Below are 26,537 nucleotides of genomic sequence, written 5' to 3'. Positions count from 1 at the left end.
TATGCACTGCAACGATTCCACCTTTATTATAAGTAATTATCCGAACTTGATATAATTTAGTCCGAAAAGCTCAAGATTAGAAATTAAAAAAACAATAAAAAAGCTACAGATGAAGCTTAATTCTGCTTTGTGATATTGATTAATGAAGCCAAATTTATGTCCTAATAGGAGAATTAACTCTAATGGCATCTGATTCAAATTCTGTTTTTGGTAATACCGTTAATAGTGGTGATCAGGCTAGCAACCCCAGCGATCCTTTCGCATCTGGAGGCGCTTTTGGCATCCCAACGGCTGACAGCTTCGATTTTGATAAGTATGGAATTCCCAAAGAAGGCAGTTTCGATCCTGCTAAGTATGGCATCCCAACGGCTGACAGCTTCGATTTTGATAAGTATGGAATTCCCAAAGAAGGCAGCTTTGATCCTGCTAAGTATGGTATTCCAAAAGAAGGCAGTTTTAGTTTAGGTAGCGCTGGCATCCCAACGACTGATAGCTTCGACCCTTCTAAGTATGGTATTCCAACGGCTGATAGCTTCGACCCTTCTAAGTATGGTATTCCAACTGGAGGCAGTGTACCAAGTTTTGGTGGTGGTGGCCCAACTGCTTAGTGGCAATTGTATAACTTGAAGGGCAAATTCAAGTTATACATAATTCCAAAAGTCTGGGTTGATCTATCTTTTAATTATGTGATGTGCAACTTTCACTAAACAAAAATCCCATCCTAGCAAAAGATAACAATTATAATTTTGTAGCTTTTACATAGGATGGGATTTTTATTATCTATGGAAGACTTAGTAGTGGATATAACTCCATCATCTAATACTGCCATTTTAAATTTATTTATACTCTTGCAAAGCTCCTAACTTACGAATTCCTGGCCAAATCATAGCTGTAGCAATCACTACTAAAATTGTGCCAATTCCACCACCCACAACAGAAATCACTGGGCCAAATAAAGCCGCAGTCAAGCCGGACTCAAAGCCGCCTAATTCATTTGAAGCACTAATAAACACGCTATTAATAGCAGCAACTCGACCACGCAAATGATCCGGTGTTCTGATTTGAACTAATGTATGGCGAATCACAACGCTAATACTATCTAGTGCGCCACCAAGGATCAGCATCAACATAGATAGCCAAAAGGAACGAGAAAGCCCAAAGATAATTGTGACAACCCCAAAGCCAACCACTGACCACAATAAGGCTGGGCCTGCTTTGCGTAACGGTGGTAAATATGCCAGGGTAATCGCCATAGTCAAAGCACCGATGGAATGGGCTGCTTGGAGATATCCTAATTCCACTGGCCCCACGTGTAAAATATCTTTGGCAAAAATGGGGAGGAGCGCGATCGCACCACCCAACAATACAGCAAACATATCTAATGTAATCGCTGCTAAAATCAACTGATTCTGCCAAACAAACTTAGCACCAGCTGCAAGTGCTTTAAATGAAATTGGCTCAGTTGCGCGGGTGACTTTTTGCTGTTTGATCGCCAGCGTTAAAATAAAACACAGTAAAGCTGCGATCGCTGCTAACACATAAACCCCTGTAGCACTTCCCAATAGCGCAATCCCAAATCCTCCGAAGGCTGGGCCGATAACAGCAGCCAATTGAAAGCTACTACTATTCCATGTGGCTGCATTGGTAAAAGCAGTGACAGGTATCAATTGCCACATCAAAGCATCACTGGCTGGTTTGAGGAATGCCCTCGCTACACCTGTAAATACTAAACAGGCGTAAATTAGAAAAATTGCACCTTTAGTATAAGAAAGTACCCCTAAAGCTAGGGAGCAGAGGGCTAGCAACATTACCGAGAGTAACATGGTCACTTTGCGATCGCGGCGATCGGCAACATCTCCGGCAATTAGGGTGAGAACAATCATCGGTAGGACTTGCGCCAGTCCTACACCACCTAAAGCGATCGCTGAGTTAGTCCGCTCATATAGTTCCCAGCCAATCGCTACAGTTTGCATTTGCGACCCCACGAACAGCACTAGCCGTCCAATGGTAAATAGCCGATAGTCTCGAAACTTAAAGGCTGCAAAGGGATCGTGTTGTGCAACCTCAAAGTTATGGGGCTTTGAGTTCTGTTTTCTCGAAGACATTTTTTAGTAGAGTTAAGCCTTCTTCAATGTTGGAAATTTGGTCTTCTGAAAGACCTTTAAGCAGATCGGTAATATGAGCGCGAGTTTGATCTTGGGATTGCTTGAGATGGTGTTTTCCATCTTCAGTTAAATTAAGCAGCACCCGCCGCCGCTCTTGAGGATGAGCAATCCGTTTCACGAAGTCGCGTTGTACCAAGCGTTCTATAGTTGCTGATGCCGTGGCAGAGGTGACACCTAAATGCTCTGCTAAGTCAGATAATGAAGCACCAGGATTCCGGTTGATAAATGCTAGCGATCGCAATTGAGGTATAGATAAAAAAGCGGCACTATGGGCACGCATATCCGCTCGGATAAACCGCATCACCAATGGAACTGTTTCCATTACTCTAGCGGCACATTCTTCGGAAGTTGCACCTTGATTAGGTTTATCCAAGGTCATGGGCTTGTTGTTCTCCTAGTTACATGGCCACCCGTGGATAAAGTTTTCCACCTAGAATGGCCAAAATTATTAATGTGAATAAGAGAATTGTACAATCCAGACCAAAGCCATAGATGCTAGTGCCATTCAACAGCATGGTGCTACGTAACCCGTCAACCAGATAAGTCAACGGATTTAAATGGGAAATGAATTTTAACCAACTGGGCATCAACGAGATCGGATAGATGGCATTGCTAGCAAAAAATAACGGCATGGTTAACAATTGTCCAATACCCGTCATCCTTTCTCGGCTTTTCACCAAACAGCCAATAATTAATGAAAAAATACAAAATGTTCCCGCCCCCATTATGACTAGCAGTAGCACTTGGAGAATAGCTAGGGAATGAAGATTTAGTTTGACACCTAATAAAAATGACAATCCGTAAATGAATATTACCTGGGATAAGCACCGTACCCCACATGCTAAACCTTTGCCTAACACCATCGCTACACGGGGTGTAGGACTAGCTAAAAATTTATGTACAATCCCTAAATCTCGCTCCCAGATTAGGGTCATTCCGCCACTGAAAATTGCCACAAACAAAATACTCTGAGCCAAGATGCCAGCAGAAATGAAGTCCAAATAGGGTAAGTTTCCTGTTGGAATCGCACGAGTGCGGGCGAAAACTTGTCCAAAAATTAGGAGCCATAGTGCTGGTTGCACAGCCCGAACAACTAAATCAGTGGGATCGTGGCGGAGTTTACGTATTTCTAATTCTGCGATCGCCAGAGTTTTTGTAACTAGCTCTTTAATTGCAGAGATCAAACTTACTCGGACAGTGGGTGGTGCTTTAACCCAACCGTTGAGCAGTACGTCTGGTTCTTGCTGTGTCACGGTAGTTGACTCCTGATGTTAACTGGTCGCCTGTATAGTGAATAAAGACATCATCCAAAGTTGCATTTGGGTTATCTAAAGAAGCTTTTAAGTCGCTTGGTCTACCTGTGGTAACGACTTCACCTTGCTGCATAATCGCCACTCGGTTACATAAGCTATCTGCTTCTTCTAAAAAGTGGGTTGTTAAAAATATAGTTGTGCCGTAATCAGCACAGAGTTGTAGTACAAGTTGCCATACTTGAGTTCGAGCTATGGGATCTAGTCCGACAGTCGGCTCATCAAGAAACAAAATTTGGGGTTGATGTAGAACTGATATGCCAATTTCCAGTTTGCGGATCATCCCACCAGAGTAGTTTCGTACCAAGCGTTTCGCCGCATCTTGCAAACCCATGTATTCTAGAATTTCATAGATGCGGCGATCGCGTCCTTTGGCAGGTATTCCATACAGCTTGGCGAAGATTAAGAGATTTTCGTAACCCGTAAGACTACCATCAGCAGACAGCGCCTGGGGTACATAGCCGATAGCCCGCCTCACAGGATTAGATTGACGAGCCACGTCATAGCCAGCTAAGGTTGCTTTCCCTGCACTGATAGGCAGTAAGGTTGTCAACATCTTAAGAACTGTACTTTTCCCTGCGCCATTGGGGCCAAGCAGTCCAAATACTTCGCCCTGTTCCACAGATATGCTCAGGTTATTAACTGCGGTGAACTTCCCAAAACGGCGTGTGAGTCCCTGAGTTTCCAAAATCAACCGTTTTGGTTCTTCTTGAGGTTGCGATCGATTTATTTTTCCCGTCAGTATTGTCACAAGTTTGATGTACTTCTATTAATTAGTAAATCTAACTATTAGCTTCTCAATAGATTTACCAGAAGTCAATAGACTTCTGGAATAAATTTGAATCAGAGTAAAAGGAAACTCAGTAGAGTGGCGGCGAGGTCATTGATAGGGGAAGTATTACTGACAAATTAACCGCAAACACTTGCTAGGGATGGTTAATAGGTAAAAATTTTCAGAATGCTACTGCTGCTTAGTTAGGAAGTCTACGTTGCATTTAATTTTCATCAACAAGCTGCAAAACCCTCATATATAAAGGTTCCGCCACCCAGAATCCTGCTTGGTTAATCAGAGCATCTAACAAAGGCTTCACAGCAAAAATCAGCTTTTGACTTTTAGCTTCAACCAAGATTCCTAAAATCCCTGTGTAACCAAGATTTAGCCTAGCTGCAACCATGCGACCACGACGTTCATCAATCAAAACTTGATCTACTTTCATTTCCAGCGCTAGAGCGATCGCTTCAGCTTCACCAATATCTAGTTCATTGCTGAGTGCTTCAACCAATATTCGATCTTGAACTGGACGAGTTAGAATCCAGATAAAAGTTTGGACTTCAATTGCACCTGCAACTGGAAAGTTGGGATCAGTCAGTTCTCGGTAGACAGCTTCAGGAATAGAGTGATGCTGAGGTTTTACCTTTTTATTTCTTGATTTACATTCCAAAAGATACAAATGAAGGAATTCTGCTTTTACAACGTACAGGGAAACATGGTATTCGCACACACTTTGGTATTTTTCTAGATAAGTATTTTTCTGATAATTTTCCAGGCTTTTCTGTCGAGATAAATACTTTAGTTCAAGAAGAAATAATTAAGAGAATTATATACGGAGGTACTATTAAAAAGCTTCGATGTGTTAAGTATCAAGCTCCGCTTGATCGAGTTGATGGACTTGATGAAGGTCATGAAGAAATTCCCCATAACATGGAAATAGTATTATCTGCGAATAAAATTCCTTTCCTGGGTAAAATTCAAAACTTTTTTAACTCAAAAGGTAGTGTTAAAAGTCTCATAGAACTTCGGGATTTTAACTTTGATTACGACACCGTAAAGGTTGATGTTGATCTTGATGGAAGTCTTATAACCTTTGATTTAGGTTGTCTCCAGAGAGCTAAAGCTTACTATGATATCTCTGATAAAGTAGTTATAGATTCTGATGATTATCCAACTTTCCAAAGTATACAAACAATTGCGAAAATTTACCTACAAGAAGTTATTAATCAAATGTATCCCTAGCAAATATAATGTTAAATAAAATTTCTGTTTTTAGTATAATTCAAGACCATATTGCGACACTTAAGAGTAGTAGAACAGGGAAGATATACTATCCAGATATTATTTTGTTCTTTATTATACCAGCTATTACTTCTGGTGTAATGATTTCTCTAGGAGTTCTTCTAAATGATGGTTTGGTTAATGCTCTCATTACTTCTTTCTCAATATTTTCAGCTTTATTATTCAACTTGCTCCTATTAGTTTATGATATTTCAGAAAAAAATCAAGATCAGAAACAAACAACGGATCAAGTTGAAATAAGAAAAAATATTCAACGGCGTGAGTTACTTCGGGAAATTTATGTCAATGTATCTTTCTCAATATTAACTTCTACCATAACTGTAGTTATATTATTAAGTGACTTCCTAAAGCCTATTAGCTGTACTTTATGGATAATAAATTTATGCTCATTGCAGAGGCTACTAGCATCAGTATGCTACTACTTTTCTGTTCAATTTATTTTAACTCTCTTTATGGTTTTGAAACGAATATACAGACTTCTAGCGAAAGCTTTTGATTAAAGGAATTACCTATGGTTAGTTACGCCTACGCACGATTGTATAGAGGAGAGAGCGATCGCTTATTGTATATCGTAGTTTTAAGAGCGATGCCAAGATAGATACAAAGTAGAGAGCAAAATAATGCTAAAAACATTCAGAGCTTGGTTGAAAGGAAGTCGTTTAGAGTGGATTGATGATGTACCTACATTAGGAGAACAACAAATCCCAGTTCATGTTACATTGCTCGAAAATGAATCAGTCATAGATAAACAAGCACGGGGACGAAGAATGGCTGAAATATTAAAAAAACTTGCTGTGAGTCAAGCTTTGACTGATGTTGATCCAATTATTTGGCAACAAGAAACTCGTCAAGACCGTTCACTTCCGGGACGATAAAACGTGCTGCTCGATAGCAATATTATTATATATTCTGCTCAACTAGAAAACGCCCAATTGAGAGAGTTAATTGCTGAATATGCACCTGCGGTATCAGCACTCAGTTATTTGGAAGTGTTAGGCTATCATCTGCTTAAAGAGGAACAACGTCAGTATTTTGAGGAGTTTTTTCAAGTTGCTCAGGTTCTACCAATCTCTCAAGATGTGTTAAATCAAGCGGTAATTCTGCGACAACAGAAACGAATGACTTTAGGTGATGCAATTATTGCCGCCACTGCTTTAGTGTATGGATTAACTTTGATAACAAGAAATACAGATGATTTCCGTTGGATTACACAGGTGAGATTATGGAATCCGTTTGAGTCTGATAAACCCAGTTAAGAGAAAAGTGCCTAGACGTAGCCCGTCGTAGACATCGCATCTGGTAATTTTGAGAGCGATGCCTACGGCTGGCTACGCCTACACATTAAAAATTATTGATAAATTGAGTGCTTCTTGACAAAAACCTGATTAGTAATCACAATGTAATTACAATCAAGGATAGGTATCCTCATGGGGACAGCAATTAGAACCCGTATCGTTAAAATCGGGAATTCTCAAGGTATCCGCATTCCTAAACTTCTGCTAGAACAAAGTGGTATTGGTGAAGAGGTGGAAATTGAAATTCAAGATTGCCACCTAATTATCCGTGCTGCCTCTCAATCGCGTCAGGGGTGGGAGGAAGCATTTGCAATTATGGCGAAGCAGCACGACGATGCACTGCTGCTCGATGATGCGATAACTACAGAGTGGGAGCATCGAGAGTGGGAGTGGTAGTCAATCGATTTGACGTGTTTTTGGTTAACCTCGACCCAACGATTGGCAGTGAGATTCAGAAGACAAGACCCTGTGTAGTAATCTCACCAGATGAGATGAATAAATATATTGCCACGATTATTGTTGCTCCGATGAAAACTAAAGGACAGTCTTATCCAACTCGTGTCACTTGTGAGTTTCAGGGTAAGGATGGGCAAATAGTTCTAGATCAAATTCGTACAGTTGACAAAACTCGATTAGTCAAAAAGCTAGGTCAGATTGACTCTGATGAACAAAAAGCAGTTTTAGATACCTTGGCTGAAATGTTTGCTGAATAATATGCCTAATAATTCTATAAACCGGATAGTTATACCAATTCTTTATGGCTAGGAGTTATATAACATCTCTGGTTATCTTCAACATTTTATTTCCACCAGGCTGGAATTCGTATTCAACCTTTCCAATATCTATTTTATAACCCATTGAAGTGTAATATTTTACTATTTCATCTAAATGTTGTGAGTGTTTCCACATTAAAGTTATCAGGGGAAATATTCGAACTTCTTTAGCAATACGCAACATCTCACCTACTGAATTTAAGTGAAAATCGTAATCGAGATGATCTGAATATAAAAATAATAAATGCGAACAAAGGGCTAGATCAAACTCTTGATTATCATAAGCCAATTTTGGCAATTCACCGACTGCATACCTGTTACTCTTTTTGCCAGTTTCATAATCAGACAAAAATTCTCGAATAACTTTGACTCGATTGTGTCGCAAATCATCTGGAGATTTGTGATAGCTCCATACCCAATCATTCGATGTAGCCTTAACTTGGTTAATAATGTTATCTACCACTTCATTGAATCTTTGCAATATCTCATCGCCAGAAAATTGGTAGAGTGGATCAATAGAAACTACACTTTTACCCTGACGTGTCATTTCTGCATTAAAGCTTGCCGGGCCATCCCCAATTCCAATAATTTTTTTATTTAAATCTGCATTTGTTAAGTTGAATATTTTTATATATTCATCCATTGACCTTCCAAAAGGAACTACTTTATCTAGAACCATTGCCATATAATTTTCCTCACAAAGGACTGATTAAACAAGATAATAGTAAACTCAAAATGTTTTATCCACTGCTAGACGGCAATCATTCAGAAGCGCGTTAAGTTTTTTTATAACTGTTAAAGGATTTCTACCTATAAATACAGCAGCGATCGCAGCTTCATAAGGATTTCTACCTGTTTTTTTGACAGCATTTATTGCAGCTTGATTTGATAATCCTCGCACACTAACTAGCCATGCCGCTAATACATGTCCAGTACGTCCAATTCCACCGGAACAGTGTACAACAACTTTCTCATTTTGTTTCTCAGCTTCTATTAAGAAAGGAAGTATTTTCTGTGTGAGGGTTTCTAAATCAGATAAATGGAAATCTGCAATTGGTGCCCAACAAATTAGCTGATTCCCAAATTCCTGTTTGTATATGTTTAGAAGATTAGAGTAAGAACCTAGCTGTTGTTCATCAAGAAGACAGCAAACACGCTTGATATTTTGGCGCTTCATGAACTCTATCCAATCCTGAACATTCTTGTCAGTGTATCCAGGTCGCGCAGCACCAAAGACTATTTGCTCCTTCTCCCAAGCTGGGGCAAATTTGTACATATTTAACTGTCTAGAATCGAGGTTGATAAATCTTACCAATGGCAGAAAATAGCAATGGCTGCGCCAACGCTTTCAGCGAACGCCGTTTAAAAATCTTTCTACAGCCAATGCCAACTAAAGTAACTATACCTAAAAGCCTAATACAATACCTACGTATACACACTATATTACTTTAGAGTTATACTGCACTGCATCTAATCTACCTGGAAAATAATAAGGTAGAACGAATGCTAAGAATAAAGTTTTTCAATAAATTTTATATTTTTGTGAATTGTCTTGCTGCCTATACTACCTCTAATGCTTATTCTTAGGACTTTTGCAGCTTACTTCGCTTACTCCAGTAGTTACCTTGACTAATCAATGAGGTTAAGAGAAACTAACTAAATACTGATGCGTGTGCTTATAATATTAATAAGTTTTGTAAAGATTCTGAGATATATATGTTGAAAAATGGAACATTAGTTAACAAATGGCAAGTTTATATCTAGTAAAAATGTTCCTATGGCTATATTTGTAGCCTTCTGCTAAGGCAGTAGAATTTAAGCGTACTTATCCTGGTTGGCCAAAAGAATGGAGACATTAGAGTTCATAATTTATCCAGACGGTCGGGTACAAGAGAAAGTCACTGGCATTGTGGGTAATTCTTGCGCTGAAGTTACAGCAGCAATAGAGGCGCAGCTGGGGCAAGTACTTAATCATGAGCCAACCTCAGAATATTTCGCCGCCAAGGTGCAGCAACCTAATGTGGCGAATACACACACCACTTACAGCGATTGGTAAGTTTTCACAGTAGTTTAGTGTTATTAATTCACAACCACCATGTCACACTTTAGCCAAATTAAGACTCAAATCCGTAACCTTGATTCTTTGAAAGATGCTTTGACTGAATTGGGCGTAGACTGGAAACCCGGCCCGCGCGAAGTCCGTGGCTATCGCGGTCAAACCCATCCTGCGGAAGTTAGTATTGAGCAGGAAAATGGCTATGACATCGGCTTTAGATGGAATGGCAAGGAATATGAATTGGTGGCTGACTTGCAATATTGGCAACAAGATTTGTCTGTAGATGGATTTTTGCGCCAAGTAACACAGCGCTATGCTTATCAAACAGTTCTGAAAGAAACTGCTCGTGTTGGTTTTCAAGTTTCTGAACAACAAAAAAATGAAGATGGTTCAATTCGCCTGGTAGTACAGCGCTGGAGTGCGTAATGGCTGATTTTCTGCCGTCACTGGAAGAACAAGAAGATAACCGTTCCGGTTTGGAACCAGAATTAGGGGGTTTTTTACGGGATGCCCCAGAACGTTCTGGTTTAGAACCGGAATTGGGTGGTATGCTACGCCAAAATGGTGTTTATGTTGACGAAATCACCTGTATTGGTTGCAAGCATTGCGCTCATGTTGCGCGTAACACCTTTTATATTGAACCAGATTACGGGCGATCGCGCGTGGTTCGGCAAGATGGGGACGCTGAGGAAATTATCCAAGAAGCAATTGACACTTGTCCGGTTGATTGCATTCATTGGGTTGATTACACTGAACTGAAAAAATTAGAAGACGAGCGCAAATATCAGGTAATTCCTTTAGTGGGTTATCCTGTAGAACAGGCAATTGTTGCTAGCGAACGTCGGCGTAAAAAGCAAAAGTTAAAAACCAAAAAATCCCGTTATTAAGATAAAAACGTTAAATCAATATAATAAAGGACTGGAATATCCAGTCCTTTTGTTTTTCGTTATGTAGTTAATTTCTGATGTCCGGATAATTTTGAATTCCCTGTAAGAGCTAACTCTCTTCATTTGAAATTTAGAGGATTGTGTTGTGAAAGTAATTTTTCTACTTTTGCCTTGTTTAACCTATGTAGTCAGTAGAAACTGGCACAGGATTTGTACCAGTTTTACAAGTGGCATTAAAAGGATAGTTTAGTTATTCATCTGGAAAAGTCTGTACCTTGCCATCAGGACTCAGAACAACTCGAATTCTGACATTTTGTCCATTTTTATTAGCGGAAACAAAAGGTTTGCCAACTTCAGGCATCCCAGCGTTATCAACGAATTCTCTTGCTGCCTTATTAAGGGGGAAAATTCGTTCAATTGTGCCGTCAACACCAACTATCAAACTGTACTCTAATGTTTGTCCCAGCCCAGTAGGTGGTTGCCAACGCTTCGTTAGGTATTGTCTAGCTTCTGCTACTTGAGGTGTGTCAAATAATGTGCCAGTAGCTACTTCTCTGGATGTGGGGTTTTTATTTGCGTCCCCTAATTGATCGATAAAGGGATTATTCTCCGCAGTCCTAGAGGAGGGAAGTTGTGAAGCAGGTTTTTCTCCAGCAGAAGATTGCTGTAAGGAACGGATTCTTTCGTCTAGCTGTTGTGAGGTTAGCGGGGAGGGTTGGGTTGGGGTATTGACACGATTCTTATTGGGTATGGTGTCAAGAGATGGAGGGAGGACTGGTGAGATATTAGTTGGTAAGCTATTGGCGTTAGAAGATAGTCTGGGTGGCAAATTCCGCAGTTGAGGGATATTACCAGCACCGGGTTGGGAACTTGACCCAGTTGGATTCTGTGCCAGATTTGGTAATATGGCAATTTCCTGGCTTGGAATTTTGCTGGATGCTGAAGGCATCGCTCGATTACTGGGAAGGGTTGCAGTCGTCCCTTGAGGTATTGTCAATGTATTTGGTGGCGGTGCAGAAAAACTATTAGAACTAGGGGCTGTTAGAGGTGCTTGGGGTAAAGTGGATGTGGAAAGGGGAGGGGTAGAACCTAGCAAATTGTTTGATGGAGGGGTTAGCCTAGGTTCAGGGGTGGGAAAGTTTAGTGAGGATGAAGGTTCTAGAGCAGTCTTTACTGCTTCTGAATTTGATGTTTTGGCTGTCTGCTGTTGCTTTTCTCTAATATTGTTAGCATATTGCCAAGTAACTGGTAAAAAACCTACACCTAATACTAATACTGCGGCAACAGGTGCCCAAGCAGGGAACCTCAGAGTCGAATCTGTGCTGTTGAGAGTTGGAAGTGCCATGACATCAGTTGAGTATTCATCTAAAGCACTTGCCAAATCGAATAGTTGCAGCAAACTGAGTTGAATTACGGGGCCAGATGAATAGTTGGCCAGAGAACCAAGAAATAGGTTGTGAGTTAAATAGCTACTTGGTTCTAAGTAGATATTTGCTCCTGGAATCTGGTTACTAAAAGCATTTAATGTTTTTGTTGAAGACTTTAATTCTGGATCGTCCAGTGCTGTGCTTGACTCCTGGTTACTGGGGAAACTCACCCAAAAGCTTTCTGGAGACTGTTGGAGGAATTGCTGTACATAGTTAGTGACGGCATCACATAAAGCTTCAAGTTGCTCGCGATCGCCCCGAATTGGAACTCTTTGTTCTTCTGGGAGTCGGGGATCGTCAAAACGTAGCTCAAAACTCAGATGTTTGAGGACAGTTTTCCCCATCCAACGAGACAGAGGTGAGCTTTGCGCGAATACTTCTAGCGTGCAAGTCGGTGGTGTGTAGCAACGAATAACTGAATTTGATAGAGGCATGACAGGAACTACGAAGAAGACTATATTGGAATTTTGCAAAAATTGAGCCAGTTGCTTGCAAAGAAAAGTTGGAACGGTGGATTCTTCCACTCAGAAATTTGTCAGGTTCCTTCTGTTATGCAAACTGGCGTGCAAGGAGGAAGCATTGTTGATAGTGCATCGCTCAAGAACTAATGACCATCAAAAAGGAATCCTTACCTAGCAAACTTTTGAAAACGAATTTTGGTTGAGGAATTTCAAATCTAAAATTTAAAATTTTGTTGAACGGTCTATAAGTGCTAGCCAGAGACGGCGATGCCCACCAGGAGCGCTGTAAAAAAGTAAATCTACAAGCAGTTTTAAGGCCAGGTTAGTTAGTAAATCCGTTGAGATTTGCTCGTCCTCTTCCATCCGCTCTTGGTAGGTGTTGCAAAAAGCATCAATATAGTCTCCAAGTAAAGCAGCCTGGTGAGGTTCCCGGTTATTTTCTGCCATTTGTTCTAACAGACCGACAGCACGGCGAATCAATTCCTGGTGCTGTTTGGCTAGGTAGCAGACGATCAAAACAAGCGATCGCGCTTCTTCGACATCTAGCTTTTTTCGCCCTCCTTGACCTTTGCGTAGAGGATTTGATTGGCGCAATCGCCATAAAGCTACGCGGTCTGGCACTCTTGACTCTAAATTCAGATCGGTTGCCGCCGAAAGCATTGCCTCTGAACCAATCCCAGTTAAGGTTTCTAGCGCTAACAGCACCAAGTCTAATTGGGTTTTTATATTGTCCCATTGAACTGTATTTGGCGCTGGAAGCTTGATTAAATCCTCCCACTGGGAATTTGGAGTGGCTGAGTTGGCGGCCGAGTGCATAACTTTTAGCATAGGTGATCGAGCTGATAGGGGATGTTGCTGTTACCCATTTTGAAACCAGACTCTTAAGAATCAAGCTTGGTTTCCCATAGATAGCTATGAGCCGGAGGCTTCAGCTAGCTTTTATATGTGGTAAACAGTAGGTATCTTTGTCTTACTCTAGATGAAAATTTATTTTCGACAAAGTAAAAAATTATCAATTCTAATTAAGGTTTACCCAACTTTCGCTGTTAGCTCCGTATCAGAGTATAAATAAATTATTGTTTTGAATGTTAACCGCTAGCGATCGCTAAGTAATTATGTAGAATACCTCCTAATTTGTTTGCATTTTTAAATTTTGAAATTTCTTGATATTTATTACTTGGTCTTAATATATACATAATTACTCTACCAATATTTTTCCTGTTTGCTAAAGGCACTTTTTGCTGCTGGACATTACCCCAACTGAGTTTTACTTGTGTGCGGCCTGTTATTTCAGTATAGGCTGGGCAACATCAGGACGATTGACGCCTCCATAAATAAAACCGATGACAAACTTAAAAATTTGATAAAGTCAGCCTTTGAAGATGTTGACAATTGATTTACTCCAACTTAGTTGGTAATGCAACTCTGACCACAAACCACGCACATATCAGAACTTATTTATAAAGTTAATGGGCAGAGGTAATAGTTTAGACATTCACCAAAACCTATGCTTAAATATGGCTTAATTTCATTACTTCACCCAAGCGAATCACTCTATAATCATCACCAATCTATTTAAAATGGTAAGTTGAAAACACTTTCAGGAAGAGACTTTAGAGGATTTCCATAGAGAAGTATACTGTTCTTAAGTCCAGATAAATTCCTAATACTATCTGGTAATTCGGTTAGCTGATTGTTTATAAGCTCTAACTTTTCTAACTTAGTCAGGATACCTATACTCCCTGGTAATTGAGTTAATTTATTGTCATTAATAATTAGTTCTCTAAGATTTCGCAATTCACCAATACTCTCTGGCAAAGAACTTAAAAATCCCCTTTCAAGCCTCATAACTGTTAATTTTTGCAGTTTGCCAATAGTATCTGGTAACTTATGTAGTTTGGGATTGCGGCTGATTTCTAAATAATCTAAATTACTAAGATTACCTATAGTATTAGGTAGTGACTGTATAACTGTAGAGTTAATTATCAGTTCTTTTAAAGAACTAAGTTCTCCAATATTGTCAGGTAACTTCTCAAAATTAGCAAGCGGTCTCATTGATTCCATCAACTCTAACCGCTTAAGATTTTTGAGTTTACCAATACTGTTTGGTATTGCTTTCAAGCGTGAACAATCAGCAATGTGCAAAACTTCTAAATTTTTAAGATTACCGATACTTTCAGGTAGATATTCTAATTCACATAAATCATAAATCTTAAGTATTTTTAAGTTAGTTAGCTTTCCAATAGTTGTTGGTATTTGTTCAATTCCATAAACTATATTGTGCGATTTACTATAAATTGTTAATTCTTCTAAACTTAATATGTCGCCGATAGAATCAGGAATAACAGAATCCCTGTACCTATGAGAAAAACTCAAGTTTAGCCTCGTGATTTTGGCTCTTATGTCACTTTCAATTACGGCTTCAGCTTCTTGTAGAGTTTCTATTTCTATATCCATATAATTTATGATATATCTTATTTAATTAGAATATTAATGTCTGGTACTTATAGGTATTAGATAAAAGGTAAATAGCGTGGTTTGCTAACCTGTAAACCACGCTTCGTAAATCTTCTAATGTTTAGTTTGGTAAGGGATAAATAGCAAAATATCACTATTTTTATCCCACTAGCCATAACTTTTTTGAGTAGGCATTTCTGATAATTTAAACTAAATCGGGCTACTAATTTGCTGTCTTATCCACACACGAAATGCTTTCATTGTCGCATTTCTGCCATTGGTTTTACTTAGCATCAAATATTCGGGAATCACTTGGTTTATTGGGAGATTGGGAAAAATATAACTGGTATTTGATTCTACATACTTACCATCAAAAAGCACGTTTATTTCTAACTTACTTCCATTCCATCGCCACAGTTCCGTTACTCTCAAATCTTGATAATTATTGAAACGAGTGCGGGAGGTAATATCAATTTCAATAGCCAAATCTGGAGGCGGGTCAATTTCTAAATTTATTCTATCTTTGCCCCTAACTCTAGCTTCATTTTGGATATAGAAACAATCATCTGGTTCTACCCCAGCATCCATACTTTCCTTATCAAAAGTTGTAGAACCCAAACTCCAAAATTCCAGATCGAGTTCTTCTAATAAAACTTTTACCAAGTCGCCAATAATAACTTTAGCTACTTCATGCTCTGGCAATGGAGCCATTATTTCTAGCACCCCTTGACTGTAACCTATCCGCGAACTGCGATTGTCTCCTAGTTCTGCTAAAATGCGTTTGTATGCCGACCAAGAGACATCTTTAATCAACAACTGATGACCGGCTCTAACAATTAGTTGATTGAGTTCAAGTAACATAGCATTCCTGCTTTTTATTTGATGTGAGCAACGGTAACACCAGTGCCGCCATCTGCTTGTTCTGCTGGTTCGTAGTTGTTCACTCTGGGATGCTGTTGCAAAAATGCGTGAACTCCTTGTCGAAGTTTCCCAGTACCGTAACCATGAATAATCGAGACTGGGCCTGTAGCTTCCGAAATAGCTTTATCTAAAATGTATTCGGCATCAGCTACCCGTTTACCACGTAAATCGATGGTATTTTTGGAAGTCCGAATTTCTGGGACAGCTGGCGGTGGGGGGGTTACTGCTGCTGGGGCTGGTTTGGCTTTAACAACCGGTTCGGGTTTTTGACCATCTAGAGATTCTACATCTTGCAACTTCACGGTCATCTTCATTAGCCCAAAGCGAACGCTTAACTCGCCATCTTCATCGGGGGCAGCGATCACTTCTGCTATCTGTCCCAATTTGGGAACGCGGATGCGATCGCCTACTTTGGGCATAAACCCAACTTTTGGTTTTGCTGGCGTTGCTGGCTGATATTGCTGGCCAATTTGATTCAAAGCATTAGTTGCTTGCTGCGCCTCTTGGGCTGTGGGCGTACCTTTCTGCAAACGGCGGATAACTTGGGCAATTTCACCTTTTGCTTGAGCGATCGCTTGTTGCACTGCTATTTCCTGTGAAGCCCGCAAACTGCTTTCCCTTTCCTCCAAACTTGCAGCTTTTGCAGATACTTCTTTATATAAACGTTCCGCTTGCTGCAACAAAACTTGGGCTTCCGCAGCTTTGGTTTCTTGGCGGCGGCGTTGCGCTTCTAAGCCTGCAATTACCTGGTTAACTTCATCTGTAGCTTCTCCAACTTGGGTTTTCGCCTGTTGTACAACTTCTGGCTTCAATCCCAAGCGCAGGGCAATAGTCAGGGCGTTAGAACGTCCGGGGATGCCCCACAGCAGACGGTAAGTAGGCGATAGAGTACTTTCGTCAAATTCTACAGAGGCATTTTCAAACCGATCGTCTTCGTATTTCAGGGCTTTTAGTTCCCCGAAGTGAGTGGTAGCGATCGTTAGCTGGGAATGGTTGGCGAGATATTGCAACAAGGCGATCGCTAAAGCACTACCTTCTACTGGATCGGTTCCTGCACCGACTTCATCAAGTAAAACTAGGGAATTGGGCATAGGGCATGGGGCATTGGAATCTTTTTCATCTTCCTCTGCTTCCCCAGTTCCCAATGCTTCCAAAATCCGACTAATTCGGCGGATGTGTCCAGAGAATGTGGATAAACTCTGCTGTAAGGATTGTTCATCGCCAATATCTGCCAGCACTTTATCAAACCAAGGTATTTCTACTGGTTCGCGGGCGGGGACAAATAAACCCACTTTGGCCATTAATGCTGCTAACCCCAAGGTTTTTAAGGTTACAGTTTTACCGCCAGTATTGGGCCCGGTAATTGTCACTACCCGAATTTGCGGACTAATCAATAAATCTACAGGAATTACTGGTTGCCCTTGTTCGTGCTGTTGTTGCCACACTAACAGAGGATGTCGCAAGTTCCGCAAGGTAATCATTTCCCTGTCTTCGCGCTGGATAAATCGCGGGGGGTTTGCTCCTAGCCAGAAACTATATCGCGATCTAGCGGTTGCCAGATCCAAAGTAGTAGCGATCGCTAACAACCTTTCTAAATCTGGTTTGACTGCGGCTACTTGTTCCGTCAAAACACGGCGAATTGTTTCTTCTTCGGCTTGCTCTCTTCTGATGATCTGCCGCAGTTGGTTGCCTAGAGGTACTACTGAATTCGGTTCCACATAAAGGGTGGCACCGCTGGTAGAGGTATCGTGAACTATACCGGGAATGGCATCTTTTTGGGGTGCTTTTACGGGGATAACAAAGCGATCGCTGCGTTGGGTAATCAGCTGTTCTTGAACTGCGCCAGATTTTGCCTGTAAGATATTTTGCAGCTTTTGAGTAATTTGGCTGCGTACTCGCCGCGAGTCTGTGCGAATTTCTCCCAGTTTTTGACTCGCGCGGTCAGTTACCTGGGCCCGTTCATCAATACAGCGGTGAATTTCCTGTTCTAGTTCGGGATAAGTCCGCAAATCGGCAACCAAATCAGTCAATATTGGCAAATCTTCTTGATTGTCGATGACACGGCGCAAATTTCTGGCACCAGCGAGGGTGGTAGCGATCGCTAACAGTTCTTCCCCTGCTAAAACTCCACTGCGTTCTGCTCGTTCTAGGGAATCGCCAATATCTTGAATTCCCTCAAATGACAGTCCCGTGGTCAGGCGAGTTTCCAGTTGGTAGATTTCTTTGGTTTGCTCTAACAACAGTTCGCTTTGGGTCTGAGAATCAGGTATTTTCAGATGACGCGCAGCTGTCGCCCCCAGCTTCGTTGCGGCAAAAGTGGCAAGGTGCTGGCACAGGCGAGGCCATTCTAATAATTCTAAGGTTTCAGATTGGATCAAGGTTTCAACATCTAATCTGAAATAATGGTAACAATTCTAGCTCCTAGATGGATAAATCTTAAAGGAGAAAATTTTGCTTTAATCAAATCAGCTAGATAGTCCGTGGCAATAGCCAAGTAATAACTGGCACATTAGACTATCTTTTCTAAGAAAATATTCCAACACCAACTGCCATTGAAAAAAACACAGAAACGAATTAGGCAGCAAGTATTTCTTGGGCTAGAACGTAAGGCTGAACGATGAGAGTATTAAATCGTTTACTGCGATCGCCATTCCATTCTCCCACTTGTACTGTTGTGGGTTTGGTAATCAATTGTTTATCAATCCACTGTTCCACTGATGGAATGTTATCACTGGCGATCGCTACTCCAACATCCACCAAGTCTAGCTCAAGCGCCACCAAAATTACTGCATCTCGTTGTACATGAGGAATTAACCATTCCCACTCTGCCTCATCCAAAATTTCTGTTAATTCCGCTCTTAAATCCGACATTACTTCCCAATTATTTGTAAATGGCTATTTTTACATTATTCAGTAGTTCCGAGTTCCTGACAAATGACCAATAACTAAACTTCAGATTTCATTTCATCTATTTCAAATAAAGACACAATTACTCCAGCGATGGGAATAGATATAAAAACACCTAATAATCCTGCTACTTTAGCCCCTACTAGTAAAGCAAAAAACACCACTACAGGATTAAGATTCAGCGCGCCTTGCATAATTCTGGGCGCAATCAAGTTGTCTTGTATCTGCTGGAGGACAATACAAGCTATTAATACTTTGACTGCTAACCAAACACCTTGAGACAACACGAATAGAGTAACTGTGCTTACTCCTAATGTTGCTCCTATACCAGGAATAATATCAACAATTCCGACTATTATTGACAATATCAAAGCAAAAGGTACTTTTAATAATAAAAATACTAGAAATGTTGAAATTGTTAAAAATGCGCTTAATAGTAACTGACCTCTAAAAAATCCCAGAAAAGACTTTCTAATTATATTGGTAAATCTATTACGACGCTGTTTTGGAACTATTTTCAAAATAAAGTTCCATAATTTGTCTCCATCTAATAGCATGAAAAAAGCCACAACTGCAATCAAGATAAAAGTGACAAAGTTCGTCATGAATCCTTGTAAAATAGCTAAACTATTAACAAGACTTGATACAGCCTGATTCCGCAATTGTTCTTGAATAAAACTTAAATCTATTTGTAAATTACGGTTTCGTAACAAACCTTCTATTCCCTCTAATAAAGGTACTAAAGAATTTAAAAATGCAGTGATACTATCAATTAATTGTTGTCCTTGAGATAAAACCGTTAAGCTTACAGTAATTATCAGACCGCCTATAATCACAATACTGAGCAAGAAAACTACACCAACAGCTATACCGTGGGGCAAAAACCGCCGCAGCCCTTGTACAGGATAACTGAGCAAAAAAGCTAAAATTGCTGCAAATGTAAAAATAACAATGACCGATTCAAAATAAGCTAAAAGTTGTACAATTGCCCAGCCAGAAGCAACCAAAAGCAAAAATCGAACTAATGCTAGATTATTTAATCGCTCCCAAAAACTCTTGGCTTCAAAGCCGCTCATAATAATTCATAATTCGTAATTCGTAATTCGTAATTTGTGGTAATTAAACCATAAAAACGCTAGTTGTTTAGCGCGATCGAGTGAGCCACCCTGTAAGATTGATAATTTATTTGTTGGCAGTCCTTTAGTTTATTGCTAGAGGAATAGAGTTTAAGATTAGAGTAATCTAATAGCGATCGCTACCTCCCTAAAGCATATATCTGTAGTATCTCTAGATTCATCGTCCTAAATCATGCATTTCGTTAATTACTGTGGCACACTTTTGTGTCAACGCTTCCAATTCCTCTTTATTACTGGAACTGGGAGCATCAATCAATTTACCAATTCTGACGGTGATGGGAACTGCGTGAGGTAGGGACGAGCCTTTTTGTAAAATCTTTTCAGTACCCCAGACACTTACTGGTAATATTGGGGCTTTTGCTTTCGCCGCTAGCAGCAGTGCGCCTCTTTTGGGGTCTGTAATTCGACCATCTGGGGTGCGAGTACCTTGCAAGAAAACACCGACAGCCCAACCTTTATTGAGATATTCTAGGGCGGAACGGATGGCATTGCGATCGGCATTTCCCCGACTCACTGGGTAAGCACCATACAATTTAATCGCTTGCGCCAAAACGGGGATATTAAATAACTCTTCTTTCGCCATGTACGCTACCGGACGACGTACACAATTAGAGACAATCGGCGGATCGAAATAACTAGCGTGATTACTTGCTACTAATAGAGGCCCTGATTTGGGGACATTTTCCGCACCATAAATATGGCCCTGAAAATAAGCGTGAAGCATGGGGCTGACGACTGACCATTTAAAGGCGTGGTAAAGTGCCAGACTGATCAACGGTTCGCGGTTTTTGTCCACAGAAGATAATGCAAATCAAACTGAATTTAGCATACGCGATCGCAACACCCAGATCAAACGCAAAAAAGTTAAAGATGCAAATCAGCAACGCACGCTTACAGAAATTGCTTCACATCCCAACACAATTTGGATTCATACTTGCTTGGTATCTGAAAACCAAATCAAGATTGCGATCGCAGAGAATGGTCTTGGAGTTGCAGACACAAATTTAACCTAGAGTGGTAAAACTCGCTAGAGTAGATTTTTCATGATTGAAATAGGCGTAAATAGGTAAACCAAAATTTTCAATAATAACGAATTTACTACGTTTAAGTTTTTGCTCTAGCTAGTTTTGCCACGCTAGAATTTAACTAGGTTATTTAACCTTTTTTTGACAACTAAAGATGTGGGTAAGAGATCCAGCTAAAAAAATTAAACAGGTAAATCAGTAGCACTTTGGATGTTTTGTAAAATCAAATCAGGGGTATTACGTTTAATCAAGCCAGTTAATACTTTACCAGGGCCAATTTCCATTACTCGCTCGATACCGTTGGCTGGTAATTGCAGACAAATTTCTCGCCATCTTACAGAACCAGTCATTTGTTTGTTCAGGCGTTGCTTTAAAATCTCGGCATCAATAGATGCAGTTGGCTCGACATTAGACAGCACTGGCACAATCGCGGGTTGAAATTCCACAGATTCTAAAATGTCTTGAAATTCCGCTGCTGCTGGTGCTATTAAATGTGAATGAAATGCTCCAGAAACTTTTAGGGGAACCGCACGCTTTGCTTTAACTTGAGTCATCAGCGCTTGTACAGCCTCAGTCGTGCCTGAAATTACCACTTGAGCCGAACTATTATCATTTGCTATCACCACATCAGGCGTTTGAGCAATAATTTTTTCTAGCTGTTCGCGGTCAAAGTTCATCAAAGCTGCCATCATCCCATCAATGGAACTATCCATAAGTTCTGCACGACGCTTTACCAGATATAAACCAGCCGACCATTCAAAAACACCCGCTATATAAAGAGCAGTATATTCTCCCAAACTGTGACCAGCAACTAAATCTGGCTGGTGTCCTCGCTCTCGAAGCAGGTCAGCAAGAATGCTTTCGACCACATACAAACTTGGTTGAGTATACAGCGTCTGTGATAACTTCTCTTCTTGAGTTTGACAAATTTCAGTTACAGACCAGCCCAAAATATCCTCAGCTTTGGCAAGCTTGTCTTTAGCGGACGGTATATCTAGTAAATCCATTCCCATTCCCAGCGTTTGGGAACCTTGTCCGGGAAACACCCATGCAGTTTTTGTCATTTGTCAATAGTCAGTGGTCATTGGTCATTGGAGACTGGGGATTAGGGACTGGGGATTAGGGACTGGGGATTAGGTACTGGGGAAGAGTTTCCCAATACCCAATACCCAGTCTCCAATCCCTATCTTCCCCATTGAAAGATTGCCGCGCCCCAAGTAAGACCGGCACCAAAGCCGGATGTCGCAACGATGTCATTGGGTTTAATTTTACCTTGTCGTACTGCTTCATCTAAAGCTAAGGGGATGGAAGCAGCTGAAGTATTGCCATACTGGGCGAGATTACTTATAACTTTATCTTCTGGGATATTCAGGCGTTGGGCAACGGCATCGATAATTCGCTGATTGGCTTGATGCAATATCAGCCAATCTATCTGGTCAACGCTAAGATTGGCTTGAAACAAGGCTTTATCAATTATTTCTGGCACTTTTTGGACAGCAAAGCGGTAGACTTCTTTGCCGTTCATCGTAATCGGTTGGTAAGTGCCTTTGGTGATATTTACATCAGTCAGCAGTTCTTGGGAAGTACCTGCATAAGCAAGGTTGAGGTAATGGTTTTGAGTACCATCACTTTTAAGTGCAAATCCTAATAAGCGATCGCTTTTGGCAGCTTGTAACACCACTGCCCCAGCACCGTCACCAAACAATACACAAGTCCGGCGATCTTCCCAATCTACCCAACGAGAGAGGATATCTGCCCCTATTAACAATACATTTCTATAGACACCAGTTCTAATGTATTGGGCTGCTGTAACCAAACCAAACACAAAGCCAGAACAGGCAGCGGTTAAGTCAAAGGCGACTGCGTTGGTAGCTCCCAATTGCGCCTGTACTTGACAAGCACTACCAAACAAATCATCAGGGGTGGAAGTCGCTAGCAGAATCAGGTCTAGGTCTTCTGGTTGAATTCCCGAAGCGGCGATCGCTTGGCTGCTGGCGGCAGTAGCGAGTACACTCAAGGACTCAGATGGCAGAGCTAATCGACGTTGACGAATTCCCGTTCTTGTAGCGATCCACTCATCTGATGTTTCAACTAGTTCACTCAATGTCTGGTTGTGTAGGGAAGTCGCTGGTACTGCCGAGCCGCTTCCAGTAATTGCTACGCCTAAGTTTTGCACTCCTAATCTCCCAAGCTATCAGCTTTTTGTCTTTTGTCTTTTGTCAGTTGTCCTTTGTCATTTGTCCTTTGTCATTTGCCAGTTGTCCTTTACAAATGACCAATGACCAATGACCAATGACCAATGACTAATGACCAATGACTAACCGCTCTCGCGCTCTAGGATATATTGGGACTGAATTCGTTGTATCACCTGATTGTCAACAGCTTCTTTTGCCATGCGAATTGCATTAAAAATTGAAGGTGCTTGAGAGCTACCGTGACCGATAAAACAGACTCCTGCCACGCCTAGTAGTAAAGCACCACCATGTTCTGCGTGATCCATTCGCTGCTTAATCCGCTTCAAGTTGGGTTTTAAGAGTGCGGAACCGATTTGACCGTGCAATCCTTGGGGTAATTCTTCCCGCAGAATTTGCAGAATCACTTCTCCGACGGCTTCGGCAAATTTTAACAGTACATTGCCTACAAAGCCATCGCAGACAATCACATCAAAGTGACCGGAAAGTACATCACGCCCTTCAGCATTGCCAATAAAATTAATTTGGGAATTTTCGCGTAGCAGTTGGTGGGCGCGGACGGCTGCATCATTGCCCTTAGAGTCTTCTTCACCGATATTCAGCAAACCTACTTTCGGTTCATCTGTACCCAAGACATACTTACTGTAAGCCGATCCCATAACACCAAACTGCTCTAAAAACTTGGGGCGGCAATCTACATTTGCGCCAACATCAAGTACCAGCACTGGCTTACCAGCAATAATTGTCGGAAAAACTGTCCCGATCGCTGGGCGATCGATTCCTGGCAATCGTCCTAAGCGCAGCAAAGCTGATGCCATAGCGGCTCCAGAGTGACCAGCCGAAAATACGGCATCTGCCTTTTGTTGCTTGACTAAATCCATCGCCACATTGATAGAAGCCTTGCGTTTGCGTCTAACTGCATTTAAAGGCTCCTCATCCATAGCGATCGCTTCTTCAGCATTCACGATCTCTACCTGCCCTAAACTTGTTTTTGATGGCAAGGCAGCTTCTATTTGTTGGGGATCGCCAACTAAAAATATATCTACACCCAATTCTTCTCTTGCTCGCAATGCGCCAGCAACGATTTCACCAGGTGCATGATCCCCTCCCATTGCGTCAATTGCGATCCGTACGCGAGTCGATCCCATTGCTCACAGCTTCTAGAAACCTTACAAATTTTACCAGATGGCAATGCCCGAAAAAGCTTAATTTTCAGACCGCCAAATTAATTCTGTTACTATTGCAACAATTTTTCCTGGCAAGCTCAAGATAGCACGAATTTGGGGATTGGGCATTGGGGATTGGGCATTGGGGATTGGGCATGGAGAAGAGACAAGGTAGACAAGGAAGATGGGAGAGACAAGGGAGAGGCTTGTTCAATAATTCCCCCTTGTCCCCCTGCCCCCTGCCCCCCAGTCCCCAGTCCCCAGTCCCCAGTCCCCAGTCCCCAATCCCCAGTCCCCAGTCCCCAGTCCCCAGTCCCCAGTCCCTACTCCCCAATCCCTAATACCCAATCAACTAGCGTCCGAACGCCGTAGCCAGTTGCCCCTGCGCTGTTGTAGCCATTTTCTTTATCTGTCCACACTGGGCCTGCAATATCTATGTGCGCCCAAGGGGTTTGTTTGACGAATTGCTTGAGGAAAAGGGCTGCGGTTATTGCACCACCTGGACGCGGCCCTGTATTTTTCATGTCCGCAATACCTGACTTTAGCCCTTCAAAATATTTTTCTTCCATTGGCATCCGCCAAATCTTTTCTCCTGAAGTTTGGGCAGCTTTTTCGATCTGGGAAGCAACACCATCATCGGGAGTGTACAAACCAGCAATATCGTCACCCAAGGCAATGACGTTGGCACCAGTCAGGGTGGCTAAATCAACGATCGCATCTAATCCCAATTTTTCGGCATACACCAAGGCATCTGCTAAGGTCAAACGTCCTTCTGCATCGGTGTTGTTCACTTCAATTGTTTTGCCGTTTGATGCTGTGAGAATGTCTCCAGGGTGCATAGCATGACCGCTAATCATGTTTTCGGTCACTGCGGAGATGAAGTGAACTTCCGAATCCGGCTTAATTTGAGCAATTGCTTTTGCTGCGCCGAAGGTAGCAGCTGCACCCCCCATATCCATTTTCATGGTTTCGATGCCGCTACCAGCACCTTTAATGTTGAGTCCGCCGGAATCGAAGGTTACACCTTTACCAATAATTGCTAATTTCTTTTTGGGTGTACCTTCTGGCTTGTAAGTTAGGTGAATGAATTTCGGTGGCAAATCGGAAGCTTGGGCTACTCCTAAAAATGCGCCCATACCTAACTTTTCACAGTCTTCTCGTTCTAGAATTTCTAGTTGTAAACCGTATTCTTTGGCGATCGCTTGAGCAGTTTCGGCTAAAGTAATTGGTGTGACTGCGTTGGCTGGTGCTGCCACTAATTGCCGTGCCAAATTTACCCCAGAAACAATTTGATTGGCGCGGGTTATGGCGGCTTCTTGTCCGCCGAAACCCAGTAAATCTATACTTTCTATTTGTGAACCTTTCTCTTCTGGTTCAGATTTAAAGCGAATATCTTGGTAAAGTGCTAATTCCACACCTTCTGCGATCGCTTGGGCACTCGCTGCTGGATCGTTGTTCCACAATGGAAAACTAAAACCCAAAATTTTGCTTTTTTGCTTTTTTCCTACCCTGGCTACAGCAGCAGCAGCACGGCGCAGAGTATCTAGTTTTAACGCTTCTGGTTTGCCTAAACCCACTAAAATCAATTTCCGCACTGGGCTATCAGCATTTACACGGGTGAAGATTGTACTGTTGGCTTTACCTTTAAATTCTTCTTCAGTAATCAGTTCTTTTAAGACCCCAGAAAACTTTTGATCTAAAGTAGCTAGTTCTCCGGTTAACTCTACTGCATCTTCAAATAATCCAATTGCCAAACTATCGCCCGCCCACTCTAGTAAAGGCTTATCACTAGGTTGAATTGTCATTTTGGGATTTTCTGTAAATATTCCTTCTTGTACCAGTATTGCTCAAAATTCTGGTTTCATGGTGAGGGGAGTGGGTATTGGGCATTGGGTATTGGGTATTGGGCATTGGGCATGGGGCATGGGGCATGGGGCATCAAGGGTTAGTAAGTATAAGTTAACGAATTAGTATAAATAGCACTCATTAATGAGTCTTTGATCCTCGTGAATCCACCTCAGAACTCCGTTAACGAGTCTTTGATCCTCATTAATCCACCTCAGAACTCCGTTAACGAGTCTTTGATCCTCGTGAATCCACCTCGGAACTCCGTTAACGAGTCTTTGATCCTCGTGAATCCACCTCAGAACTCCGTTAACGAGTCTTTGATCCTCATTAATCCACCTCAGAACTCCGTTAACGAGTCTTTGATCCTCGTGAATCCACCTCGGAACTCCGTTAACGAGTCTTTGATCCTCGTGAATCCACCTCAGAACTCCGTTAAC

The 26,537-nt window shown here is 41.5% G+C and carries 30 protein-coding genes and 1 pseudogene; 12 read left to right on the top strand and 19 right to left on the bottom strand.

The window, feature by feature from the left end:
- The first annotated feature begins 182 nt into the window (after positions 1–182).
- Positions 183–608, top strand: a complete 426-nt coding sequence (locus RMY64_RS34050) for a hypothetical protein (RefSeq protein WP_322673347.1) — start codon at positions 183–185, stop codon at positions 606–608.
- A 228-nt stretch (positions 609–836) separates the two neighbouring features.
- Here the strand turns inward: RMY64_RS34050 and RMY64_RS34045 are convergent, their stop codons facing one another.
- The 5 genes from RMY64_RS34045 to RMY64_RS34025 form a co-directional block, all read right to left on the bottom strand.
- Entirely contained in the window at positions 837–2,105 is a 1,269-nt protein-coding gene (locus RMY64_RS34045) for an MFS transporter (protein WP_322673346.1), read from the bottom strand.
- The gene (locus RMY64_RS34040; protein WP_012410989.1) at positions 2,071–2,544 is read right to left on the bottom strand and encodes a MarR family winged helix-turn-helix transcriptional regulator; all 474 of its coding nucleotides are present in this window, start codon (positions 2,542–2,544) and stop codon (positions 2,071–2,073) included. Before RMY64_RS34040 ends, RMY64_RS34045 begins: the two co-directional genes overlap by 35 nt.
- A gap of 19 nt (positions 2,545–2,563) precedes the next feature.
- On the bottom strand, positions 2,564–3,418 hold the full coding sequence (locus tag RMY64_RS34035; protein WP_322673345.1) for an ABC transporter permease: 855 nt from the start codon (positions 3,416–3,418) through the stop codon (positions 2,564–2,566).
- Complete coding sequence (locus RMY64_RS34030) at positions 3,375–4,226, bottom strand: ABC transporter ATP-binding protein (protein WP_322673344.1); 852 nt, start codon at positions 4,224–4,226, stop codon at positions 3,375–3,377. Before RMY64_RS34030 ends, RMY64_RS34035 begins: the two co-directional genes overlap by 44 nt.
- A 244-nt stretch (positions 4,227–4,470) precedes the next feature.
- Positions 4,471–4,917 (bottom strand): DUF3368 domain-containing protein, encoded by a 447-nt coding sequence (locus tag RMY64_RS34025; RefSeq protein ID WP_322673343.1) that lies wholly within the window; start codon positions 4,915–4,917, stop codon positions 4,471–4,473.
- Here RMY64_RS34025 and RMY64_RS34020 point away from each other — a divergent pair.
- The 6 genes from RMY64_RS34020 (at position 4,902) to RMY64_RS33995 (ending at position 7,557) form a co-directional block, all read left to right on the top strand.
- On the top strand, positions 4,902–5,489 hold the full coding sequence (locus RMY64_RS34020) for a hypothetical protein (protein ID WP_322702352.1): 588 nt from the start codon (positions 4,902–4,904) through the stop codon (positions 5,487–5,489). The two genes, RMY64_RS34025 and RMY64_RS34020, sit on opposite strands and share 16 nt — an antisense overlap.
- A gap of 8 nt (positions 5,490–5,497) precedes the next feature.
- On the top strand, positions 5,498–6,049 hold the full coding sequence (locus tag RMY64_RS34015) for a hypothetical protein (RefSeq protein ID WP_322673341.1): 552 nt from the start codon (positions 5,498–5,500) through the stop codon (positions 6,047–6,049).
- Positions 6,050–6,169: 120 nt separating this feature from the next.
- Complete coding sequence (locus RMY64_RS34010) at positions 6,170–6,424, top strand: hypothetical protein (RefSeq protein WP_322673340.1); 255 nt, start codon at positions 6,170–6,172, stop codon at positions 6,422–6,424.
- Positions 6,425–6,427: 3 nt separating this feature from the next.
- Positions 6,428–6,805 carry a type II toxin-antitoxin system VapC family toxin gene (locus tag RMY64_RS34005; protein ID WP_322673339.1) on the top strand — a complete coding sequence of 126 codons (378 nt, stop codon included), beginning with the start codon at positions 6,428–6,430 and terminating at the stop codon, positions 6,803–6,805.
- Positions 6,806–6,976: 171 nt separating this feature from the next.
- Complete coding sequence (locus RMY64_RS34000) at positions 6,977–7,240, top strand: AbrB/MazE/SpoVT family DNA-binding domain-containing protein (protein WP_322702351.1); 264 nt, start codon at positions 6,977–6,979, stop codon at positions 7,238–7,240.
- Positions 7,234–7,557, top strand: a complete 324-nt coding sequence (locus tag RMY64_RS33995; RefSeq protein ID WP_322673337.1) for a type II toxin-antitoxin system PemK/MazF family toxin — start codon at positions 7,234–7,236, stop codon at positions 7,555–7,557. The genes RMY64_RS34000 and RMY64_RS33995 overlap by 7 nt, the downstream gene beginning before the upstream one ends.
- A gap of 55 nt (positions 7,558–7,612) precedes the next feature.
- On the opposite strand, the gene RMY64_RS33990 is transcribed toward RMY64_RS33995, so the two are convergent.
- Positions 7,613–8,302 (bottom strand): SAM-dependent methyltransferase, encoded by a 690-nt coding sequence (locus tag RMY64_RS33990; protein WP_322673336.1) that lies wholly within the window; start codon positions 8,300–8,302, stop codon positions 7,613–7,615.
- A gap of 45 nt (positions 8,303–8,347) precedes the next feature.
- Positions 8,348–8,893, bottom strand: a complete 546-nt coding sequence (locus RMY64_RS33985) for a protein-tyrosine phosphatase family protein (RefSeq protein ID WP_322673335.1) — start codon at positions 8,891–8,893, stop codon at positions 8,348–8,350.
- A gap of 570 nt (positions 8,894–9,463) precedes the next feature.
- On the opposite strand from RMY64_RS33985, the gene RMY64_RS33980 reads away from it, so the two are divergent.
- Genes RMY64_RS33980 through RMY64_RS33970 form a run of 3 tightly spaced genes read left to right on the top strand, consistent with a single transcriptional unit; the run spans position 9,464 to position 10,560 of the window.
- Positions 9,464–9,673 (top strand): DUF2997 domain-containing protein, encoded by a 210-nt coding sequence (locus tag RMY64_RS33980; RefSeq protein WP_322673334.1) that lies wholly within the window; start codon positions 9,464–9,466, stop codon positions 9,671–9,673.
- Positions 9,674–9,712: 39 nt separating this feature from the next.
- On the top strand, positions 9,713–10,099 hold the full coding sequence (locus RMY64_RS33975; protein WP_322660747.1) for a DUF1257 domain-containing protein: 387 nt from the start codon (positions 9,713–9,715) through the stop codon (positions 10,097–10,099).
- On the top strand, positions 10,099–10,560 hold the full coding sequence (locus RMY64_RS33970; protein WP_322673333.1) for a ferredoxin: 462 nt from the start codon (positions 10,099–10,101) through the stop codon (positions 10,558–10,560). Before RMY64_RS33975 ends, RMY64_RS33970 begins: the two co-directional genes overlap by 1 nt.
- Positions 10,561–10,810: 250 nt before the next feature.
- On the opposite strand, the gene RMY64_RS33965 is transcribed toward RMY64_RS33970, so the two are convergent.
- The 8 genes from RMY64_RS33965 to RMY64_RS33930 all read right to left on the bottom strand — a co-directional run bounded on the left by RMY64_RS33965 (position 10,811) and on the right by RMY64_RS33930 (position 20,665).
- Positions 10,811–12,421 carry a DUF4335 domain-containing protein gene (locus tag RMY64_RS33965; RefSeq protein WP_322702350.1) on the bottom strand — a complete coding sequence of 537 codons (1,611 nt, stop codon included), beginning with the start codon at positions 12,419–12,421 and terminating at the stop codon, positions 10,811–10,813.
- Positions 12,422–12,670: 249 nt separating this feature from the next.
- Positions 12,671–13,276: a DUF3038 domain-containing protein gene (locus RMY64_RS33960; RefSeq protein WP_322660741.1), complete on the bottom strand. Its 606-nt coding sequence runs from the start codon at positions 13,274–13,276 to the stop codon at positions 12,671–12,673.
- 747 nt (positions 13,277–14,023) lie between these two features.
- A complete protein-coding gene (locus RMY64_RS33955; protein WP_322702349.1) occupies positions 14,024–14,905 on the bottom strand; it encodes a hypothetical protein in 882 nt (293 codons plus the stop codon).
- 210 nt (positions 14,906–15,115) lie between these two features.
- The gene (locus RMY64_RS33950) at positions 15,116–15,766 is read right to left on the bottom strand and encodes a Uma2 family endonuclease (protein ID WP_322673331.1); all 651 of its coding nucleotides are present in this window, start codon (positions 15,764–15,766) and stop codon (positions 15,116–15,118) included.
- A 14-nt stretch (positions 15,767–15,780) separates the two neighbouring features.
- Entirely contained in the window at positions 15,781–18,204 is a 2,424-nt protein-coding gene (locus RMY64_RS33945) for an endonuclease MutS2 (RefSeq protein ID WP_322702348.1), read from the bottom strand.
- Positions 18,205–18,400: 196 nt separating this feature from the next.
- On the bottom strand, positions 18,401–18,697 hold the full coding sequence (locus RMY64_RS33940) for a DUF2288 domain-containing protein (protein ID WP_322673329.1): 297 nt from the start codon (positions 18,695–18,697) through the stop codon (positions 18,401–18,403).
- Between the two features lie 74 nt (positions 18,698–18,771).
- Positions 18,772–19,809, bottom strand: a complete 1,038-nt coding sequence (locus tag RMY64_RS33935) for an AI-2E family transporter (RefSeq protein ID WP_322673328.1) — start codon at positions 19,807–19,809, stop codon at positions 18,772–18,774.
- Between the two features lie 217 nt (positions 19,810–20,026).
- A complete protein-coding gene (locus RMY64_RS33930; protein ID WP_322673327.1) occupies positions 20,027–20,665 on the bottom strand; it encodes a lysophospholipid acyltransferase family protein in 639 nt (212 codons plus the stop codon).
- Between RMY64_RS33930 and RMY64_RS33925 the strand changes: the two genes are divergently transcribed.
- Positions 20,658–20,882 (top strand): hypothetical protein, encoded by a 225-nt coding sequence (locus RMY64_RS33925; protein ID WP_322702347.1) that lies wholly within the window; start codon positions 20,658–20,660, stop codon positions 20,880–20,882. The genes RMY64_RS33930 and RMY64_RS33925 overlap by 8 nt on opposite strands.
- Before the next feature lie 194 nt (positions 20,883–21,076).
- Here RMY64_RS33925 and fabD read toward each other — a convergent pair whose 3' ends face one another.
- From fabD to RMY64_RS33905, 4 genes are all read right to left on the bottom strand, one after another.
- Entirely contained in the window at positions 21,077–21,958 is an 882-nt protein-coding gene (gene fabD / locus RMY64_RS33920; RefSeq protein WP_322673325.1) for an ACP S-malonyltransferase, read from the bottom strand.
- Between the two features lie 119 nt (positions 21,959–22,077).
- A complete protein-coding gene (locus tag RMY64_RS33915) occupies positions 22,078–23,070 on the bottom strand; it encodes a beta-ketoacyl-ACP synthase 3 (protein ID WP_322673324.1) in 993 nt (330 codons plus the stop codon).
- Between the two features lie 141 nt (positions 23,071–23,211).
- Positions 23,212–24,234 (bottom strand): phosphate acyltransferase PlsX, encoded by a 1,023-nt coding sequence (plsX, locus tag RMY64_RS33910; RefSeq protein ID WP_322673323.1) that lies wholly within the window; start codon positions 24,232–24,234, stop codon positions 23,212–23,214.
- A 341-nt stretch (positions 24,235–24,575) separates the two neighbouring features.
- Complete coding sequence (locus RMY64_RS33905; RefSeq protein WP_322682256.1) at positions 24,576–26,057, bottom strand: leucyl aminopeptidase; 1,482 nt, start codon at positions 26,055–26,057, stop codon at positions 24,576–24,578.
- A gap of 201 nt (positions 26,058–26,258) precedes the next feature.
- Here RMY64_RS33905 and RMY64_RS33900 point away from each other — a divergent pair.
- Positions 26,259–26,537 (top strand): annotated as a pseudogene (locus RMY64_RS33900) (hypothetical protein); the annotation flags it as partial.

The sequence above is a fragment of the Nostoc sp. DedQUE08 genome (assembly GCF_034530895.1).
Classification (GTDB): domain Bacteria; phylum Cyanobacteriota; class Cyanobacteriia; order Cyanobacteriales; family Nostocaceae; genus Nostoc.
The sequence above is the reverse complement of the archived record's forward strand: the minus strand, read 5'-3'. Positions and strand labels throughout refer to the sequence as shown.

What these genes read in the sequence shown, in the direction of transcription:
- RMY64_RS33935 (WP_322673328.1), bottom strand. Translation starts at nt 19,809, where the DNA reads ATGAGCGGCTTTGAAGCCAAGAGTTTTTGGGAGCGATTAAATAATCTA.
- RMY64_RS34045 (WP_322673346.1), bottom strand. Translation starts at nt 2,105, where the DNA reads ATGTCTTCGAGAAAACAGAACTCAAAGCCCCATAACTTTGAGGTTGCA.
- RMY64_RS33950 (WP_322673331.1), bottom strand. Translation starts at nt 15,766, where the DNA reads ATGTTACTTGAACTCAATCAACTAATTGTTAGAGCCGGTCATCAGTTG.
- RMY64_RS34010 (WP_322673340.1), top strand. Translation starts at nt 6,170, where the DNA reads ATGCTAAAAACATTCAGAGCTTGGTTGAAAGGAAGTCGTTTAGAGTGG.
- RMY64_RS33970 (WP_322673333.1), top strand. Translation starts at nt 10,099, where the DNA reads ATGGCTGATTTTCTGCCGTCACTGGAAGAACAAGAAGATAACCGTTCC.
- plsX (WP_322673323.1), bottom strand. Translation starts at nt 24,234, where the DNA reads ATGGGATCGACTCGCGTACGGATCGCAATTGACGCAATGGGAGGGGAT.
- RMY64_RS33990 (WP_322673336.1), bottom strand. Translation starts at nt 8,302, where the DNA reads ATGGCAATGGTTCTAGATAAAGTAGTTCCTTTTGGAAGGTCAATGGAT.
- RMY64_RS33905 (WP_322682256.1), bottom strand. Translation starts at nt 26,057, where the DNA reads ATGACAATTCAACCTAGTGATAAGCCTTTACTAGAGTGGGCGGGCGAT.
- RMY64_RS34015 (WP_322673341.1), top strand. Translation starts at nt 5,498, where the DNA reads ATGTTAAATAAAATTTCTGTTTTTAGTATAATTCAAGACCATATTGCG.
- RMY64_RS34050 (WP_322673347.1), top strand. Translation starts at nt 183, where the DNA reads ATGGCATCTGATTCAAATTCTGTTTTTGGTAATACCGTTAATAGTGGT.
- RMY64_RS33965 (WP_322702350.1), bottom strand. Translation starts at nt 12,421, where the DNA reads ATGCCTCTATCAAATTCAGTTATTCGTTGCTACACACCACCGACTTGC.
- RMY64_RS33985 (WP_322673335.1), bottom strand. Translation starts at nt 8,893, where the DNA reads ATGTACAAATTTGCCCCAGCTTGGGAGAAGGAGCAAATAGTCTTTGGT.
- RMY64_RS33955 (WP_322702349.1), bottom strand. Translation starts at nt 14,905, where the DNA reads ATGGATATAGAAATAGAAACTCTACAAGAAGCTGAAGCCGTAATTGAA.
- RMY64_RS33960 (WP_322660741.1), bottom strand. Translation starts at nt 13,276, where the DNA reads ATGCTAAAAGTTATGCACTCGGCCGCCAACTCAGCCACTCCAAATTCC.
- RMY64_RS33980 (WP_322673334.1), top strand. Translation starts at nt 9,464, where the DNA reads ATGGAGACATTAGAGTTCATAATTTATCCAGACGGTCGGGTACAAGAG.
- RMY64_RS33975 (WP_322660747.1), top strand. Translation starts at nt 9,713, where the DNA reads ATGTCACACTTTAGCCAAATTAAGACTCAAATCCGTAACCTTGATTCT.
- RMY64_RS34000 (WP_322702351.1), top strand. Translation starts at nt 6,977, where the DNA reads ATGGGGACAGCAATTAGAACCCGTATCGTTAAAATCGGGAATTCTCAA.
- fabD (WP_322673325.1), bottom strand. Translation starts at nt 21,958, where the DNA reads ATGACAAAAACTGCATGGGTGTTTCCCGGACAAGGTTCCCAAACGCTG.
- RMY64_RS33940 (WP_322673329.1), bottom strand. Translation starts at nt 18,697, where the DNA reads ATGTCGGATTTAAGAGCGGAATTAACAGAAATTTTGGATGAGGCAGAG.
- RMY64_RS34040 (WP_012410989.1), bottom strand. Translation starts at nt 2,544, where the DNA reads ATGACCTTGGATAAACCTAATCAAGGTGCAACTTCCGAAGAATGTGCC.